Raw genomic sequence first — 18498 nt, 5'->3', positions numbered from 1 at the left:
AAAAAACACTGAACTTTGTGGATCCCATTTCGGCATAAAATCTTAAAATATTTTAAAGCTGTCCCTAACTGGCGTCATCCAAATCATTATGGCTATTGGCTACCTCGCCCTCGTTCTCCACGCCCACCTGCCCTTTGTCCGCCACCCCGAAAGCGACTACGTTTTAGAAGAAGAATGGCTGTTTGAGGCGATCGCCGAAACCTACATTCCCCTGCTGCAAGTCTTTGAAGGGCTAAAGCGCGACGGCATCGACTTTAAAATTACCATGAGCATGACACCGCCCTTGGTAGCCATGCTGCGCGACCCCTTGCTGCAAGACCGTTTCGACGACCACTTAGCAAAACTCGAAGAACTAGCCGAACTCGAAATTGAACACAACAGCGACAACGGTCACGTTAGGTACTTAGCCGAACATTACACCGCCCACTTCTCCCAAGTTCGGAATTATTGGGAAAAGTTCGATCGAGATTTAGTCAAAGCCTTCAAACAATTTCAAGACAGCAACAACCTTGAAATCATGACCTGCGGGGCCACCCACGGCTACCTACCGCTGATGAAAATGTACCCCGAAGCAGTTTGGGCGCAAATACAAGTAGCCTGCGAAAGCTACGAACAAAACTTCGGCCGCCGCCCAAAAGGCATTTGGCTGCCCGAATGCGCCTACTACGAAGGCTTAGAGAGGATGTTAGCCGACGCCGGCCTCCGCTACTTCCTCACAGACGGTCACGGCATCCTCTACGCCCGCCCGCGTCCCCGCTACGGTAGCTACGCCCCAATTTTCACCGAATGCGGAGTAGCAGCATTCGGTCGGGATCACGAATCATCCCAGCAAGTTTGGTCATCCGAAGTCGGCTATCCGGGCGCCGCCGAATACCGCGAATTTTACAAAGATTTAGGTTGGGAAGCCGAATACGACTACATCAAACCCTACATCATGCCCAACGGCCAGCGCAAAAACACCGGGATTAAATATCACAAAATCACCGGTCGCGGATTGGGTTTAGGCGACAAACAGTTATACGATCCGTATTGGGCGCGGGAAAAAGCAGCCGAACACGCCAGCAACTTTGCCTTTAATCGCGAACGCCAAGTCGAGCACCTCAACGGCATCATGCAGCGTCCTCCGATTATCGTTTCACCTTACGACGCCGAACTTTTCGGTCACTGGTGGTACGAAGGGCCTTGGTTCTTAGACTACCTGTTCCGCAAGAGTTGGTACGACCAAAATACCTACGAAATGACGCACTTAGCCGATTATTTGCGCGGAAATCCGACTCAGCAAGTATGCCGTCCGTCCCAGTCTAGCTGGGGTTTCCGGGGTTTCCACGAATATTGGCTAAACGATACCAATGCTTGGATTTACCCGCACTTGCACAAAGCCGCGGAACGGATGATTGAATTGGGAAACATGGAAGCAGAGGATGAGTTGCAGTTGCGGGCTTTGAATCAGGCTGCGCGGGAAGTGTTGTTAGCTCAATCGTCTGACTGGGCGTTTATCATGCGTACAGGGACGATGGTGCCCTATGCAGTGCGGCGGACGCGATCGCACTTAATGCGCTTCCACAAGCTGTACGATGAAGTCAAAGAAGGCAAAGTCGATTCCGGCTGGTTGGAGAAGGTTCAGGAGATAGACAACATCTTCCCCGAGATCAATTATCGCGTTTATCGATCGCTTTAAGCAAACTTCGAGCTAATTTCCCGCATAAAAAAACCCGCCAGTGCGGGTTTTTTTATTAAGTCTTAATTTACCCGCTCGTAGTAAGTCTTAGGGTGCGCCGCCATCAACAATATGTCGAGCAAATCGAACCATATAGTAGCAACGCACCATGTCAGGGGTGGCTTAACTAATATCATTTCTCTCAATTAGGACTTACGCACTGGTGGTCTGAAACCGGATTTTTTTACAAAAATTATTCTCTAGAGGCACAACTTTTGGCGAAAAACCTGTTTACTCGATCTAAAATGCGTAATTAGTGTCAATTTTTGATACTAAAAAATTAGTTTTAAGTGTGTTTACTCAACTATTTTTCAGGTGCATCGCTGCTCAAAAAGTCGATTTTTATTGAAGATTTTTTATGTATCGGCACCCTAGGGCTTCAGACTACGTTTATCAACGTTAATCAGCCGTTTCCCTATCCATCAAAAAATTATGGGCGTTGCTGAATTTAGGTATGATTCAGTCGCTTAGGCAATCTCGGAAATGAGCGAGTAGGGGCAATTCATGAATTGCCCCTACTCGCTCATTTCCGAGGCAAATCATACTCCAAATCAGGAACGCCTAATTTTGTTCTCTAATTATACCGCGAATTTAGGAATACCAATTTGCTTACTTGTTCAGACGAAAAGAACATCAGGTTTGAGCGAACCAACTATACAATAAACAATCCTAATTTTTTATTGGTATTTAGAGGGTGGCAAAACTTGCGATCGCTTTTGGTAGTAGCAATAAAATGAAAATCATGTGGAAATTACGGATTCTAATCAGACCCCAAGTACGTTAAGATAATTTGTATCACAAACATAGTCAACCAAAAAACTCCCAAAAAGCTCTCAGATATTGTGTAAAAAAGCACACTTTTAGATTGACTGTGGTATATTATAACATAATTCACTCACTAGATTTAATTTAACTAAATGCTTATGAGTATTAAGATTAACTACCAATTAATAGAAAAAATCAACCAAGGTTTGAATACAGTAGTTTATCGGGCTCAGAGGAAGCAAGATCGACAAGCTGTAATCATCAAAATTTTGAGAGCAGAATATCCTAATCTCGAAGAGATTATGCAATTGAGACATGAATACGAACTCTCTAGAAATCTCAATTTAGAAGGTATTGTCAAGCCCTACGGATTAGAAAATCATCGCAATGGTCTGGCATTGATATTAGAAGATTCAAAAGGAGAAGCACTCAAAAACTTTTTGAGCATTCACAAGCTTAAACTAAAAGATTTTTTATCAATCGCTATTCAGTTAGCAGATACTCTGGGTAAACTGCATGACAACCAAATTATTCATAAAGATATTAAACCAACAAATATCATCATCCATCCTGCCACCCTCCAAGTAAAAATTACTGACTTTAGTATTGCTACGCGATTGTCTAGATCGACCCAAACACTCAGCCATCCCAATTTACTAGAAGGCACAATTGCCTATATGTCACCAGAGCAAACTGGGCGGATGAATCGCTCAATTGACTACCGCACAGACTTCTACTCTTTAGGTATCACATTCTATGAAATGATGTGCGGTGAAGTGCCATTTAAAGCTACAGATCCAATGGAATTAGTTCACTGCCATATCGCTAAACAGCCTGTATCGCCCTGGAAGATTATATGTGCAAAAGAGCAAAATAGGCAAGTAGAAATTAGCAGCAATCACTCCAAATCTCAAATTCAAAATGGCGAGATTCTCAAAGCAATTTCTGACATTGTGATGAAATTAATAGCCAAGACTGCTGAAGATAGATATCAAAGTGGTTATGGCCTCAAGGCCGATCTAGAACAATGTCTAAATCAATTGCAGCAAAGTGGAAAAAATTGTAACTTTATTCCGGGCAAGTGTGATAAATCAGGTCATTTTCTGATCCCCCAAAAACTGTACGGACGAGAAACGCAAGTAGCCAATCTAATGGATGCTTTTGATAGAGTTAGTGCTGGAACAGCCGAGATGATGCTAGTTTCCGGTTACTCAGGAATAGGTAAATCATGTTTAGTTTATGAAATCCACAAACCCATTGTCAGAGCAAGGGGTTATTTTATCGCTGGTAAGTTCGATCAATTTAAACGCAATATTCCCTATGGAGCCTTGATTCAAGCTTTTGAAGAACTAATTCGACAATTGTTAACAGAAAGTTCTGAAAAAATAAATTTTTGGAAACAGGAGATTTTAAATAATTTAGGTCAAAATACTAGAGTCATAATTGACGTTATTCCCGAATTACAATTAATTGTTGGCGAGCAACCCGAAGTTACTCAACTAGGGGCAAGCGAATCACAAAACCGTTTCAATCATGTTTTTCAACAATTCATTCATATTTTTACCCAAAAAGCACATCCCCTAGTATTATTTTTAGATGATTTGCAGTGGGCAGATTCTGCTTCTTTGAAATTGATTCATGTGCTGCTAACTGACCGAGATAGCAAATATTTATTCGTGATTGGAGCATATCGAAATAACGAAGTCAGCCCAGCTCATCCGTTAATGCAGACCTTAGATAGTATTTATTCATCTGGATCGATCGTCAATAATATCATCCTTCAACCGTTGACATTTAATACCGTCAGTCAATTAGTTGCTGATACTTTGGGTGAAAGCTTCTTATCAGCAGCATCTCCTCTGACTTGCTTGTTCGATCAACAAGAACAACTTGAGGAAGAAAGTTTACTTGTAGGAAACGATGGATATGAAACACAAAGATGGCAATTACTAGCTGAGCTAGTTTTCAATAAAACTCAAGGAAATCCCTTTTTCTTAACTCAGCTACTCACTACCCTTTACGCAGAAAAGCTGTTGACATTCGACTTCAGCATTGGCAGATGGCAGTGGGACATGGGACAGATTCAAACTGTAGGAATCGCCGATTATAATGTCGTAGAACTCATCGCCAGAAACATTGAAAAACTACCTTCAGATACCCAGAAAGTTTTAAAGTTAGCAGCTTGTATTGGGAATCGATTTGATTTGGATGTTTTGGCAATAGTCAATGAAAAATCTATATCAGAAACGGCATCTGCTTTATGGGAGGGGCTTCAGACTGGTCTAATTTTGCCTTTGGGAGAAAGTGCTTGCAAAATACCGTTACTGTGCCAGAGTAATGAGTCCTTGGTAGTAGCCAATACTCAAGGAACCCAATTAGAAATTAATAATTACAAAGTTTCCTACAGATTTTTGCATGACCGAGTGCAGCAAGCAGCATATTCTCTGATTCCTACTGAGCAGCAAAAAGCTACGCACCTGAAAATTGGTCAACTCTTGTTACAGAATATGAATCCAGACATCCTAGAAGACAATATCTTTGATATTGTTAACCAGCTAAATGTCGGAGTGGAATTCCTTACCGAGCAAGAAGAAAAATATAACCTGGCTCACTTAAATTTAATAGCTGGTCGGAAAGCCAAAGCAGCGTCAGCTTATGAAGCTGCTGTCACACAACTAAGAGTAGGGTTAAAACTCTTAGCAGAAAACAGTTGGCAGACCAACTACAATCTGACACTATCACTCTATGTAGAAGCCGTAGAAGCGGAATATCTTAATACCAATTACGAAAGGTCAGCAACCCTGGCTGAAGTTGTTTTGCAAAAAGCAAACACTCTGCTCGAAAGAGTGAAGGTATACGAGCTCCAAATCCAGTTTTATATGGCTCAAAATCAGATGTTAAAAGCCATTGATACGGGTCTGCAAGTATTGGATATGCTGGGTGTTTCCTTGTCAAATGAAGTGGGCGACGGGGGTTTTGTTTTTGAGTTACCAAAGCTCAGCGACTTAGAAAATATCCCAGAAATGACAGACCCCTACAAAATAGCAGCTTTAAGGATAATGACATCCCTTGTTTCTCCTGCTGTCGCTGCTAATCCCGAAATTTTGCCCCTGCTTATAGTGAGCTTGGTTAAAATCTGCCTGGAACACGGCAACTCCCCTCTTAGTGCTGTTGCGTATGTCTCTTATAGTGTAATACTGTGTTCGGCAATCGGGGATATAGATGCCGGATATCATGCAGGCAACTTGGCTTTAAAGTTGTTGGATAAATTTAATGCGAACTCGCTTATATGTAAAGTACATCAAATATTTTATGGTTTGGTTATACATTGGAAAGCGCATAGTAAAGAAGCGTTGTTACCCTTACTATCTGGGCTACAAAGTGGACTGGAAACTGGAGATATAGAATATGCTGGTTATTGTATTACTGTTTATTGCGCGAGCATATTTTTGACGGGGGAGCGATTAGACATTGTAGATCATAAGCAAAGACAATATCTTGATTTGGCAATCAAGCTAAAACAAGACTATTCAATCTACTACATCAAAATATTCCACCAAATGACGCTAAATCTTGAAGATAGAAGTGGAGAAAAATGTCAGTTGATTGGCGAAAGTTTTAATGAAACACAAATGCTGCCTGTTTTTATTGAAAGTAACAATCGAACTTTGCTATATGTTTCCTATCTTGCCAAAACAATTCTTTCTTATCTATTTAAAGAACCTAAGAATGCTATTGCCAGCGCCAGTTTAGGCGCAGAACACGCAGGTAACGTCATGGGTATGGTAGTTTCTGCTCCTCATAACTTCTATTATTCCCTTGCTCTACTCGCTGTTTATCCTCAAGTTTCTCAGGCCGAACAACAACAATATATGAGCTTGGTAGAAGCTAATCAACAACAAATGCAGAAATGGGCATTCCATGCCCCCTTTAACTTCCAGCATAAGTACGAACTTGTGGAGGCCGAAAAAGCAAGGATTCAAGGGCAAATTGTAGAATCAATGGACTATTATGACCGAGCTATAACGGGAGCTAAAGAACAAGGATACATTCAGGAAGAAGCACTAGCTTCAGAACTAGCGGCAGAGTTTTATTTATCCCTGGGCAGAGACAAGTTTGCTCAAATTTATCTGACACAGGCTTACTATGGATATATTCGTTGGGGAGCCAATGCCAAAGTTAAAGATTTAGAGTCTAGATATCCTTTGGTATTTTCCGAGATTCTAAAGCGAGAATCCATAGGCCTAGAGATTAATAGGACAACAACATCGGTCGCAGGAGGAAATTCGGCGGTATTGGATTTGTCTACTGTCAACAAAGCATCTCTAGCCTTGGCTGAGGAAATAGTGCTGGATAAGTTGCTGAATAAGTTACTTAAAATTGTGATGGAAAATGCCGGAGCTACAAGTAGCTGCCTGATTCTAGAAAAAGATGGAAAGCTTTTGATAGAAGCTACAGGTGTTGTGGATAGTGATGCGGTTGTATTGTATTCAGACTCACCATTTGAAACAAGTGACAATCTTCCTATTTCTATGATTAATTATGTTCGCATTGCCAAAGAAAATATCGCATTAAATGATGCAGCAGTTTCAGGAATATTTATCAACGATCCTTACATCATCAAAACCAAGCCGAAGTCAATCTTGTCTATGCCTCTTATTAATCAAGGCAAACTAATTGGAATTATTTATTTAGAAAATAATCTGACAGTAGGTGCCTTTACAACGGAGAGGCTGGAATTGTTGAAGATACTTTCTTCACAGATAGCTATCTCCCTTAAAAATGCGATGCTCTATGGTAAATTGGAAGCCGCAACTCAAAAATTGAAAACAGCCAACGAGCAATTAGACGATTACAACCAAAGGCTGGAACAGAAAGTCGAAGCAAGGACGCTGGAGTTACAAGAAAAAAATAGACTTTTGAGAGAACAAGCAGTTGAGCTTGAACTTGCTTTACAGGAATTGCAAGCGACACAGACTCAACTAATTCAGACTGAAAAAATGTCAAGTCTGGGGCAATTGGTTGGTGGTATAGCTCACGAAATTAATAACCCGATTAACTTTATCTATGGCAATCTTACCCACTCTAGTGACTATGTCGATCACTTGCTGGGGTTGCTGAATCTTTACCAGCAGCAATTGCCTAATGCAACTCCTGAGATTCAAAACTATGCAGAAGATATTGATATCGAATTCATAATTTCAGATTTTCCTAGATTGATTGATTCGATGCAGGTAGGGGCAGAGCGCATTCGCCAGATTATCTTGTCGCTACGGAATTTCTCGCGCTTGGATGAGGCTCAAATGAAACCAGTAGATATCCATGAAGGGATCGATAGCACTCTGCTGCTGTTACAAAATCAGCTACAAGCCAGCACCTCAAAATTAGGTATTGAAATTGTTAAAGAGTATGGAAAATTGCCTAGGGTAGAGTGTTACCCCGGCTTTTTGAACCAAGTATTTATGAATATACTCAACAATGCGATTGATGCGATTGAAGAGTCATTTGCGGTTTGTCCCACAGTAGCTGCACAGAAAAAAGAATTTGTGACGCATAATAAAGGAAAAATTTGCATTCGCACCAGAGTCGTAAACCGTAATAAAGTGGAGATATCTATTGCGGACAATGGAGCGGGGATGACTGAGGAAGTATGTCGAAAAATTTTCGATCCTTTCTTTACTACGAAACCTGTGGGATCGGGTACTGGTTTGGGGTTAGCTATTAGCTATCAAATTGTGGTGGAAAAACATCAGGGGAGCTTAACTTGTATTTCAGCACGAGGTAAGGGAGCGGATTTCGTGATTGAGATTCCTATTCAGCAGAAAATTTAATAAGGAGAAGGTAGCAGGTATAATTTTTCTGAAAATTTGATAGTTAAAAATTATTCTATATTTTCGTCTTTCGATTATTGGCAATACCCTTTTTCAAGGGTTTTGCTACATCAGTCATGGATGCAAGTTTCACATTAAAGAAAGGTACGTTGTTGCGCTTGAGCGCTCTCATGTATCAACTAGAGCGCTCAAGCGCAACAACGTACCTAATTTTCGGACATTAGCGCTAAGTGAACCTTATAGAAATATAATAGGTGAGTTTAGGAATAGCAACTAAAATATAACGATGCCAGTGACTAGGTTTATGGGCTTGTATAAAGGGGTTTAACCCCTTATGTATGACGGCATTTTTGTTAATAATTTAAGCCTTTTGGCTGGATCAGCTTAACTCAGCAATAGTTACGAAAACAAAGAAAAAAAAACTCTGTATACCTCGATATAAGGAAAAATAAAATGTTAGATAATTTCCCGGATAGGTGCATTCACGAACTATTTGAGTTCCAAGTAGAGCGATCGCCTGATGCCATTGCCGTAATTTTTGAAGGGAAGCAGCTAACTTATCAGGACTTAAACTCTCAAGCTAACCAGTTGGCACATTATCTGAAGACTGTGGGTGTTGGGCCAGAGGTATTGGTGGCAGCCTGTGTGGAGCGATCGCTGGAGATGGTTGTAGGTCTATTAGGTATTCTGAAAGCAGGGGGAGCTTATGTACCGCTAGATCCGCATTATCCGGCAAATAGACTGGCATTTATGTTGGAACATTCCCAAACGCCAGTGTTGCTTACACAACAGCATTTAGTCGAGTCTCTTCCCTCGCATCAAGCGCGTGTCATCTGTTTGGATGGGAATTTAGAAACTGTCGATCGCTCCAGAGAGGAAAATCCAGACAGTGGGGTGACATCGGATAATTTAGCTTATGTGATTTACACATCCGGCTCAACTGGTCAACCGAAGGGAGTAGCGATCGAGCATGGGGGTGCTGTCAACACTCTACTCGATATCAACCAACGCTTTGAAGTGGGAGCGGGCGATCGGGTCTTAGCTCTATCTTCCCTGAGCTTTGACCTATCGGTATATGATATTTTCGGCTTGCTGGCAGCAGGAGGAACTGTTGTAATCCCTCAAGTATCAGCAACGCCAGATCCCGCTCACTGGGTCGATTTGATAGTGCAAGCACAAGTCACTATCTGGAACTCTGCACCGGCATTGATGCAGATGCTGGTAGATTATGCCGCTGTTCATAGCAAAGATTTATCTTCGTCTCTGCGATTAGTCCTTCTCAGCGGCGATTGGATACCTTTGACTTTGCCAGATCAAATCAAAAATTTAGTTTCTAGGTGGGTGTCGGAAAGTTTAGATTTAGATATTGAACCTCAGTTGAGTAGGGCGGGCGTCCAGCCCGGCCAGTGCCTTGATTCAAGCTCTCAGCTAGACGAATCTTTAATCCCTGCTGTCATCGGCTTAGGAGGTGCAACGGAGGCTTCTATCTGGTCGATTTTATATCCCATCGAAACAATAGACCCCACCTGGAAAAGTATCCCTTACGGTGGGTCAATGACCAACCAGCATTTTTATGTGCTCGACGAAGCGATGGAACCATGTCAAGAGGGAGTAGTCGGAGAGCTTTATATTGGGGGAATTGGTCTAGCCCGATGCTATTGGCGAGATGAGGAAAAGACTAGCAAACGCTTCATCACTCATCCCCATACAGGCGATCGGCTTTACTGTACTGGCGATTTGGGTAGCTATCTGCCGGATGGCAATATCGAGTTTATAGGCCGCATCGACCACCAAGTGAAAATTCGCGGTTTCCGCATTGAACTAGGCGAGATTGAAGCGGTGCTGGGACAACACCCCGACGTGCAGGTAGCAGTGGTAGCAGCACAAGAAGATGTCCCCGGACAGAAGCGCTCGATCGCCGCTTATGTTGTTTCCAAGGTCACCGCAGAACGAATACCCTTTAAAAGCGAGTGTTTAGCAGAATTTGATGGCGATCGCTCAGTTAAGTTAGAAACAGAAGACATATCGATCAGTGGGATTGGCGCGATCGGAGTGCCAGATAATTGGTCAAAAGGTAAACGCCTGCACTTGCGCCTCGTGCTACCGGGAGATACCGAAGAGCGATGTTTTGAGGGAACTGTCGCTTGGTGTCAAGGAAATCAGGCAGGAATTGAGTTATCTCTCACAGCGAGTGAAAAAGCTGTGATTCAGCAGAGTATGGACTACCTCCTAGAAACTCAAGGCTTCTTAAAATTTTTGCAACGCACGACAGCGGGCAAGTTGCGTAACTTCCTGAAAGATAAGTTGCCAGACTATATGGTGCCTTCCAGCTTTGTGTTCCTGAAAACCATGCCGCTCACGCCCAACGGCAAAATAGACCGTCAGAAGCTACTAGCGCCTGCCATTAAAATTCCCGAACTAGGACAAGATTATGTGGCACCTCAAACTCCTGTGGAAGATGTGGTGGCAGGAATCTGGGCCGAAGTTCTGGGACTAGAGCGAGTGGGTATTCGCGACAATTTCTTAGAATTGGGAGGTCACTCTCTGGTAGTCACGCAGATTGCAACTCGAATCCGAGACACTTTCCAGGTAGAGTTACCTTTGCGTACCTTGTTTGAGTCTGCCACAGTCGCCGATCTGGCTCGCAATCTGGAAATCGCCAGTCAAAAATCTCCAACACCCCAGCCTTCCTCGATTCAACCGATTTCGCGGCATCGGGACTTACCTCTATCCTTCAGCCAGCAACAACTGTGGTTTTTATGTCAACTGGCTCCCGATCTACCTTTTTATAACGAACCGATTACCATTCGCCTACCTGGTTCCGTCAACATTGCTGCTCTGGAGCGCAGCATCAACGAAATCATCAAGCGTCACGAAATTTTGCGAACGACCTTTGCTGTCGTGGATGGGCAGCCAGTGATGGTGATTCAAGATGCCTTTAATTTCATCCTGCCAGTGGTGAATATTGGGGAATTGCCAGAGGCAGAACGGGAGTCTGAAGCATTGCGGCTGGGAACTTTGGAAGCGCAGCAGCCTTTTGACCTTACCCAAGGGCCACTGCTGCGGGGTACTCTCATGCGGTTGGGCGAGGCTGATTACAGGTTGTTCCTGACCATACACCACATCGCGATCGATGGTGTTTCTTTGTACAGCTTGTTTATGAAGGAACTGGCGACACTCTACAGCGCCTTTTCTTTGGGCGGGCGATCGCCCCTGCCAGAACTGCCGGTTCAGTTTGCGGACTTTGCCTATTGGCAACGGCAATGGCTACAGCCAGAGGTGCTGGAAAACCAACTGAGATACTGGAAACAGCAACTAGCGAATCTGTCAACGCTGCAACTGCCCACAGATCGATCGCGATCGCCAATCCAAACTTTTCGGGGTGCAAGGCAATGTCTAGCGCTACCTCAAACTTTGAGCGAGGCGATCGCGAAATTGAGTCAGAAAGAAGGCGTTACCCTCTACATGACACTGCTGGCAGCGTTCAAAACCTTGCTCTATCGCTACACGGGGCAGACCGATATTGTTGTAGGCACTGTCACCGCAGGACGCAACCAGCCCGAGATTCAGCAGCTAATTGGGTGCTTCGTCAACACTTTGGTACTGCGTACCGATTTCAAGGACAACCCTACTTTCCGGCAGTTGCTCGAAAGGATGCGGGAAGTGACTTTGGAAGCATTTGCTTGCCAAGATGTGCCTTTTGAGAAGTTGGTAGAAGCACTGCAACCGGAGCGAAATTTGGGTCAAAACCCGCTGTTCCAAGTTGCTTTTGTTCTCCAACCCCCAATGTCAGGCGTTAATTCGATTCTGAATTGGAGCCAGTTAGATATTGATACCGAAACGGCAAAGTTTGATTTAACCCTGGAATTACAGGAGACATCCGAGGGCATAGTCGGTCGTTTTGAGTACAGCATAGATTTGTTTAATGCTGACACGATCGATCGGATGGTTGGACATTTCCAAACCCTGCTGGAAGGAATCGTCTCTAATCCAGAGCAAAAAATCTCAGAATTACCCCTTTTAACTGAGTGGGAACGGCAGCAGTTAGTAGCGTGGAATAATACCGCAACCGATTACCCTCAAAATGCGTGCATACACCAGTTGTTTGAAGAGCAGGTAGAGCGATCGCCAGATGCTATTGCCCTAGTATTTGAAGACCAACAACTTACCTATAAAGAGCTGAACCAACGAGCAAACCAGTTAGCGCATTATCTGGGCAAATTAGGTGTCACCGCTGAAGTAATGGTGGGAATTTGTGTAGAGCGTTCCTTGGAGATGGTAGTGGGACTGCTGGGTATTCTCAAAGCTGGCGGGGCTTATGTACCACTAGATCCAGCTTATCCGCCAGAGCGTTTGGCCTTGATGTTAGAAGATGCCCAAGTACCAGTGCTGCTGACTCAGAGGCGGTTAGTTGAATCTCTTCCCAAACACCAAGCGCGAGTTGTCTGTCTGGACACAGATTGGGAAATTATTGAGCGACAGAGTGAGGAAAATCCTGAATGCAGCTTAACCTCTGAGAACCTGGCTTATGTGATTTACACTTCCGGGTCTACAGGGAAGCCAAAAGGCGTACTTGTCGGGCATCGAGGACTATGCAACCTGGCTATAGCACAGATTCAGATATTCGACGTACAACCGAACAGCAGAGTTCTCCAATTTGCTTCCTTGAGCTTTGATGTTGCAACTTCCGATTGGGTTATTGCCTTGTGTTCGGGAGCAACTCTCTGTATCGCAATCAATAATGCTCTTTTGGCAGGTTCTGATTTGATTGAGGTATTGCGCGATCGAGCTATTACCCACATTGAATTACCAGTAGCAGTCTTGGGAGTTGTTCCTTTTGAAGAGCTTTCTACATTGCAAACAATTATTGTTGGGGGAGAAACTGTTTCCGTCGATGTTGTGGCTAAGTGGGCACCGGGTCGTCGATTCTTTAACGCTTATGGGCCGACCGAATCCACCGTTTGTGCAACGATCGCCGAATGTACCGATAGTCAAGAGCCGCCGTCCATCGGTCGCCCGATCGCCAATACGCAAGTTTATCTGTTGGATGCCCATTTGCAGCTTATGCCGATCGGCATTCCCGGAGAAATCTATATTGGCGGTGCTGGTTTAGCGCGGGGCTACCTCAACCGACCTGAACTAACTGCGGAACGCTTTATTCCCAACCCCTTTAGCAACGAACCGGGTTCTCGCCTCTATAAAACAGGCGACTTAGCTCGCTACTTACCCGATGGCAATATCGAATTTCTAGGCCGCATCGATCACCAAGTAAAAATTCGGGGCTTCCGCATCGAATTAGGAGAAATTGAGGCGGTATTAAGCCAACACCCAGATGTGCAGGAGTCTCTAGTTATCAGCCGCTCCGATGTCTCCGGCAACCAGCGCTTAGTCGCTTATATTATTTCCAACCTCGGACTAGAACACACAGATTTCGGCAGTTGGCGAAACTTTTTGAAGCAAAAACTGCCCGACTATATGGTGCCTTCCAGCTTTGTATTTTTGCCTAATTTCCCACTTACACCCAATGGCAAAGTAGACCGTAAGGCACTGCCTGAACCTGAGGCTATTAACCCAGAGTTGTCAGCAACTTATGTGGCTCCTCAAACTGAGATAGAACAAAATATCGCTACTGTTTGGCAACAGCTATTACACTTGGAAAAAGTAGGTGTAGATGATAATTTCTTCGATTTAGGGGGTCATTCATTATTGATGGCTCAGGCTCACAGCCAACTGCGCGAAGTGGTGGACAGAGATGTGTCAATCGTTGAAATGTTTAAATATCCAACCATCAGATCTTTGGCTAAATATTTAAGTGAGGAGCCTGAAGAACAATCCTCTGTTGGGTCAAGTCAAGAGCGGATTAAAAAACAAAAAGATGCCATGAACAGCCAAAAGCAAAAACAAGCGCTAAAGGGAAAGAATAAAAATCGATAACTCTAAATTTTCCAAATGAGGTACGTAGTTGCGCTCTTAGGTACGTTGTTGCGCTTCAGCGCTCCGGAAGGAGGCTCAAGCCCAACAACATACCATCCCGAAAGAGGGCTAAAGCCCAACAACATACCATCCTCAAAGAGGGCTAAAGCCCAACAACATACCTAAGAGGGCTAAAGCCCAACAACGTACCTAAGAGGGCTAAAGCCCAACAACGTACCTAATCAATTGTCCAAAGTATTGTTACCAGGAAAGAATCAAAATGGATAACTCTGAAAAAACCACCCAATCTTCTCTAGAAGGTATCGCGATCGTCGGCATGGCGGGTCGCTTTCCTGGCGCGAAAAATGTTGATGAGTTTTGGCAAAACCTGCGTGATGGTGTTGAATCTATTTCTTTCTTCTCCGAACAAGAACTAGAATCTTTCGGGATTGACGAGTCAGTCGTGCGCGATCCTCGCTATGTAAAAGCCAGAGCGGTACTAGCAGATATTGAGTTGTTTGATGCTTCATTCTTTGGGTTGAATCCTAGAGAAGCTGAAATCACAGATCCACAACACCGCTTTTTCTTGGAATCGGCTTGGCAGGCTCTAGAAAATGCGGGCTACAACTCGGAAACTTACGAAGGTGCGATTGGGGTTTACGCAGGCGCAGGGAGTTTCAATACTTATTTTTTGAATAACCTTTATCCGAATCGTCAGCTTAGAGAATCTGTGGGAGATTTCCAACTTACGATCGCCAATGAGAAAGATTTTCTGTCAACTCGCGTTTCTTATAAATTAAACTTGAAGGGGCCGAGTGTTACTGTCCAAACAGCCTGTTCAACTTCATTAGTTGCGATCGGCATGGCTTGCCAAAGTTTGCTAAATTACCAATGCGATATGGCTTTGGCTGGTGGCGTTTCTATAGGCGTCAATCAAAAGACAGGCTATTTTTATAAAGAGGGCATGATTCTTTCTCCAGACGGGCACTGTAGGGCTTTTGATGCTAATGCACAGGGAACTGTTAGCGGTAGCGGTGTGGGAATTGTGGTTTTGAAAAGATTAGAGGAGGCGATCGCAGATGGAGATTATATTCATGCGGTAATCAAAGGTTGCGCTATTAATAACGATGGTGCTGTGAAAGTTGGCTACACAGCTCCTAGTATAGACGGTCAGGCACAGGCGATCGCAGATGCCTTAGCAATAGCCGAGATTCCCCCTGAAACCGTCAGCTATATAGAAGCTCACGGAACTGGAACACCCCTCGGCGATCCGATCGAAATCGCTGCGCTGACGCAAGCTTTCTCTGTGGATACTAAGAAAAAAGGCTTTTGTGCGATCGGTTCGGCCAAAACCAATATCGGACATTTAGATACTGCGGCTGGTGTTGCTGGCTTAATCAAAACTGTCCAGGCTCTCAAACACCAGCTAATACCCCCTAGCTTGCATTTTGAACAGCCAAATCCTAAGATTGATTTTGCCAACAGTCCTTTTTATGTCAATACCCAACTTTCCGAATGGAAAGCAGGTAAATCACCCCGTCGTGCTGGAGTTAGTTCTTTTGGCATTGGTGGAACTAATGCTCATGTAGTTCTTGAAGAAGCGCCTATTGCAGAAGCATCAGGAGAATCTCGCCCATCGCAACTATTAGTTTTGTCGGCAAAAAGTAGCTCTGCACTTAATAGTGCTACTGCCAACTTAAGCAAGTATTTGCAACAAAATACCGAGGTAAATTTGGCTGATGTGGCTTACACGCTGCAAGTCGGTCGAAAGGCTTTTAATCATCGACGCATAGTGGTTTGCAATGACAGTCAAGATGGTTTTACAGCCCTTGAGAATCTCGATCCAAAACGAGTTTTTACCAACTTCCCAGAGTCCAAAAATCCACCTGTCGTATTTATGTTTTCAGGACAGGGTTCGCAGTACATCAATATGAGCTTGGAGGTTTACCAAGTTGAACCAACATTTCGCGAACAGATCGATCTATGTTCGGAAATTCTGAAACCTTACTTGGGCATTGACTTGCGCCACGTACTTTATCCAAGCGCAGCAGAAGCAGAAGCAGCTACCAACCAACTAACACAGACTGCGATCGCACAACCTGCACTATTTGCGATCGAATATGCTTTAGCTAAATTGTGGATGTCTTGGGGAGTGCATCCTCAAGCAATGATTGGTCATAGCATTGGCGAATATGTAGCAGCTTGTTTGGCTGGCGTGTTCTCCTTGGAAGAGGGCTTATCCTTGGTAGCTGCACGAGGTAAATTGATGCAACAACTGCCTGCTGGTTCCATGCTTGCAGTGCCACTTACAGAACAGCAAGTCAAACCCTTACTCGGCAATAAGCTGGATCTAGCTGCGATCAATGGAGCATCTCTAAGCGTGATTTCAGGTGCCATCGATGCCGTAGATGAATTGGAACAAAAACTAAAAGAAAAAGGTATAGAGGGTCGCAGGTTGCACACCTCCCATGCCTTTCATTCACAAATGATGGAGCCAATTTTAGAGCCATTTACCGAACAGGTGAAAAAAGTCAAGCTCAAATCACCAAAAATTCCCTACATATCCAATGTTACTGGGAATTGGATTACAGCGGGGGAGGCGACAAGCCCCGGTTATTATGGTCAACACCTGCGTCAAACAGTAAGGTTTGCAGAGGGTTTACAACAGCTATTAAACCAGCCCAATCAAATATTGCTAGAAGTGGGTCCCGGACGGACATTGAACACGCTAGCAAAACAACATCACAATAAGCCTTCTGAACAGATTATACTTTCTTCATTGCGCCATCCGCAAGACCAAAAATCAGATGTAGCTTTCTTACTTACTACATTGGGTCAGCTTTGGCTAGGAGGAGTACAAATAGATTGGTCTCAATTTTATGCTGATGAGCAGCGTTATCGTCTCCCATTGCCAACCTATCCCTTTGAGCGCCAACGTTACTGGATTGAACCACCAGGAATCGAGCAACCGATTAAAATTGGATCTTTGTCCGATGACAATTCCCCAAATGTAGATTCAGCACAACTCCATTCTCGGCCGAATCTACAAAATACTTATAGTGTTCCTAGAGATGAAATTGAGCAAACTATTGCTACGATATGGCAAGAATTTCTAGGGATTGAACAAGTGGGAATTGATGATGATTTTTTTGATTTAGGGGGGGATTCATTATTAGCAGTTCAACTAATAACTAAGTTAAACGAAAAACTGCAAAAAAACTTGTCTCCCCACAGCCTGTTACAATCATCAACTATTGCAGCTTTGGCTGAATTAATTAAAGATGATTCCGGGTTGTCTGCGAGCGATAATCAGCAATCCCAGTCAGCTTCGGAGTCCTTATTAGTGGAGATTCGGCGGGGGAGTTTGAAACAACCTTTGTTTTTAGTGCATCCGGTAGGCGGACACGTTTACATTTATCGGGATTTGGCACGTTATCTCGGTTCAGAGCGGCCTATTGTGGGAATACAAGCACCTGCTTCGGTTGATGAAACAGATGCCTGTACTACAGTTGAGGAAATGGGAACTCGCTATATCGAAGCTTTGCAGATTCGCCAACCTGAAGGGCCCTATTTCCTAGGAGGTTCTTCCTTTGGTGGCACAGTTGCTTTTGAGATGGCGCAACAACTGAATGCGATCGGTCAAAAAGTAGCATTGCTAACTCTGATAGATACTCCTGGCCCCGGTCAAATGCCTGTTTTAGAGACAGAAGATGATACAGCAATTCTGGTTTATATACTAGGTGTTGGTTTCGATCTGTCTCTTTCTTTGGATGTCCTCCAACAGCTTGAGCAAGATGAGCAACTTCTCTACTTTTTAGAGCAAGTAAAGATTGCTAATAGGGTAGTTCCTCCCGATTTTGGATTGCCTGAGATTCGTCACTTTCTTCATCTGTTTAAAGTACACGGTCAAGCTATGCGAAATTACATCCCTCAAGCTTATCCGGGTCGAATTATCTTTTTTCGTGCTAGCGAACAAAATGAAGTTAATCCTAAAAATCCTGAATTGCCATGGATTGAGGTGGCTGGGGGAGGGATAGAGGTTCGAGAGGTGCCGGGAAATCATATTACTATGAATTACCCTCCTCATGTTCAGGTTATGGCCCAACAACTTAGAGAATATATTGATTAGGTACTGATTAGGTACGTTTTAGGTACGTTGTTGGGCTTTAGCCCTCTTTCAGAGCTCTGAAGCACAACTACGAGCCTTTCGGAGCGCTGAAGCGCAACTACGTACCTTTCGGAGCGCTGAAGCGCAACTACGTACCTTTTGGA

The 18498-nt window shown here is 43.9% G+C and carries 4 protein-coding genes; all 4 read left to right on the top strand.

Annotated elements, in window-relative coordinates:
• Positions 1 to 88 precede the first annotated feature (88 nt).
• The 4 genes from JGK11_RS12280 (at position 89) to JGK11_RS12265 (ending at position 18355) form a co-directional block, all read left to right on the top strand.
• Positions 89 to 1678, top strand: coding sequence for a glycoside hydrolase family 57 protein (locus JGK11_RS12280; RefSeq protein ID WP_293179901.1), 1590 nt, complete (start codon positions 89 to 91; stop codon positions 1676 to 1678).
• Positions 1679 to 2640: 962 nt separating this feature from the next.
• Positions 2641 to 8313, top strand: a complete 5673-nt coding sequence (locus JGK11_RS12275; RefSeq protein ID WP_293211842.1) for an ATP-binding sensor histidine kinase — start codon at positions 2641 to 2643, stop codon at positions 8311 to 8313.
• 453 nt (positions 8314 to 8766) lie between these two features.
• Positions 8767 to 14247: a non-ribosomal peptide synthetase gene (locus JGK11_RS12270; RefSeq protein ID WP_293211840.1), complete on the top strand. Its 5481-nt coding sequence runs from the start codon at positions 8767 to 8769 to the stop codon at positions 14245 to 14247.
• Between the two features lie 259 nt (positions 14248 to 14506).
• Positions 14507 to 18355 (top strand): beta-ketoacyl synthase N-terminal-like domain-containing protein, encoded by a 3849-nt coding sequence (locus JGK11_RS12265; protein WP_293211837.1) that lies wholly within the window; start codon positions 14507 to 14509, stop codon positions 18353 to 18355.
• Positions 18356 to 18498 lie beyond the last annotated feature (143 nt).

The sequence above is a fragment of the Microcoleus sp. PH2017_34_RAT_O_A genome (assembly GCF_020737885.1).
GTDB lineage: Bacteria > Cyanobacteriota > Cyanobacteriia > Cyanobacteriales > Microcoleaceae > Microcoleus.
Note: the sequence above shows the minus strand (reverse complement) of the source record. Positions and strands in the feature narration are given on the sequence as shown.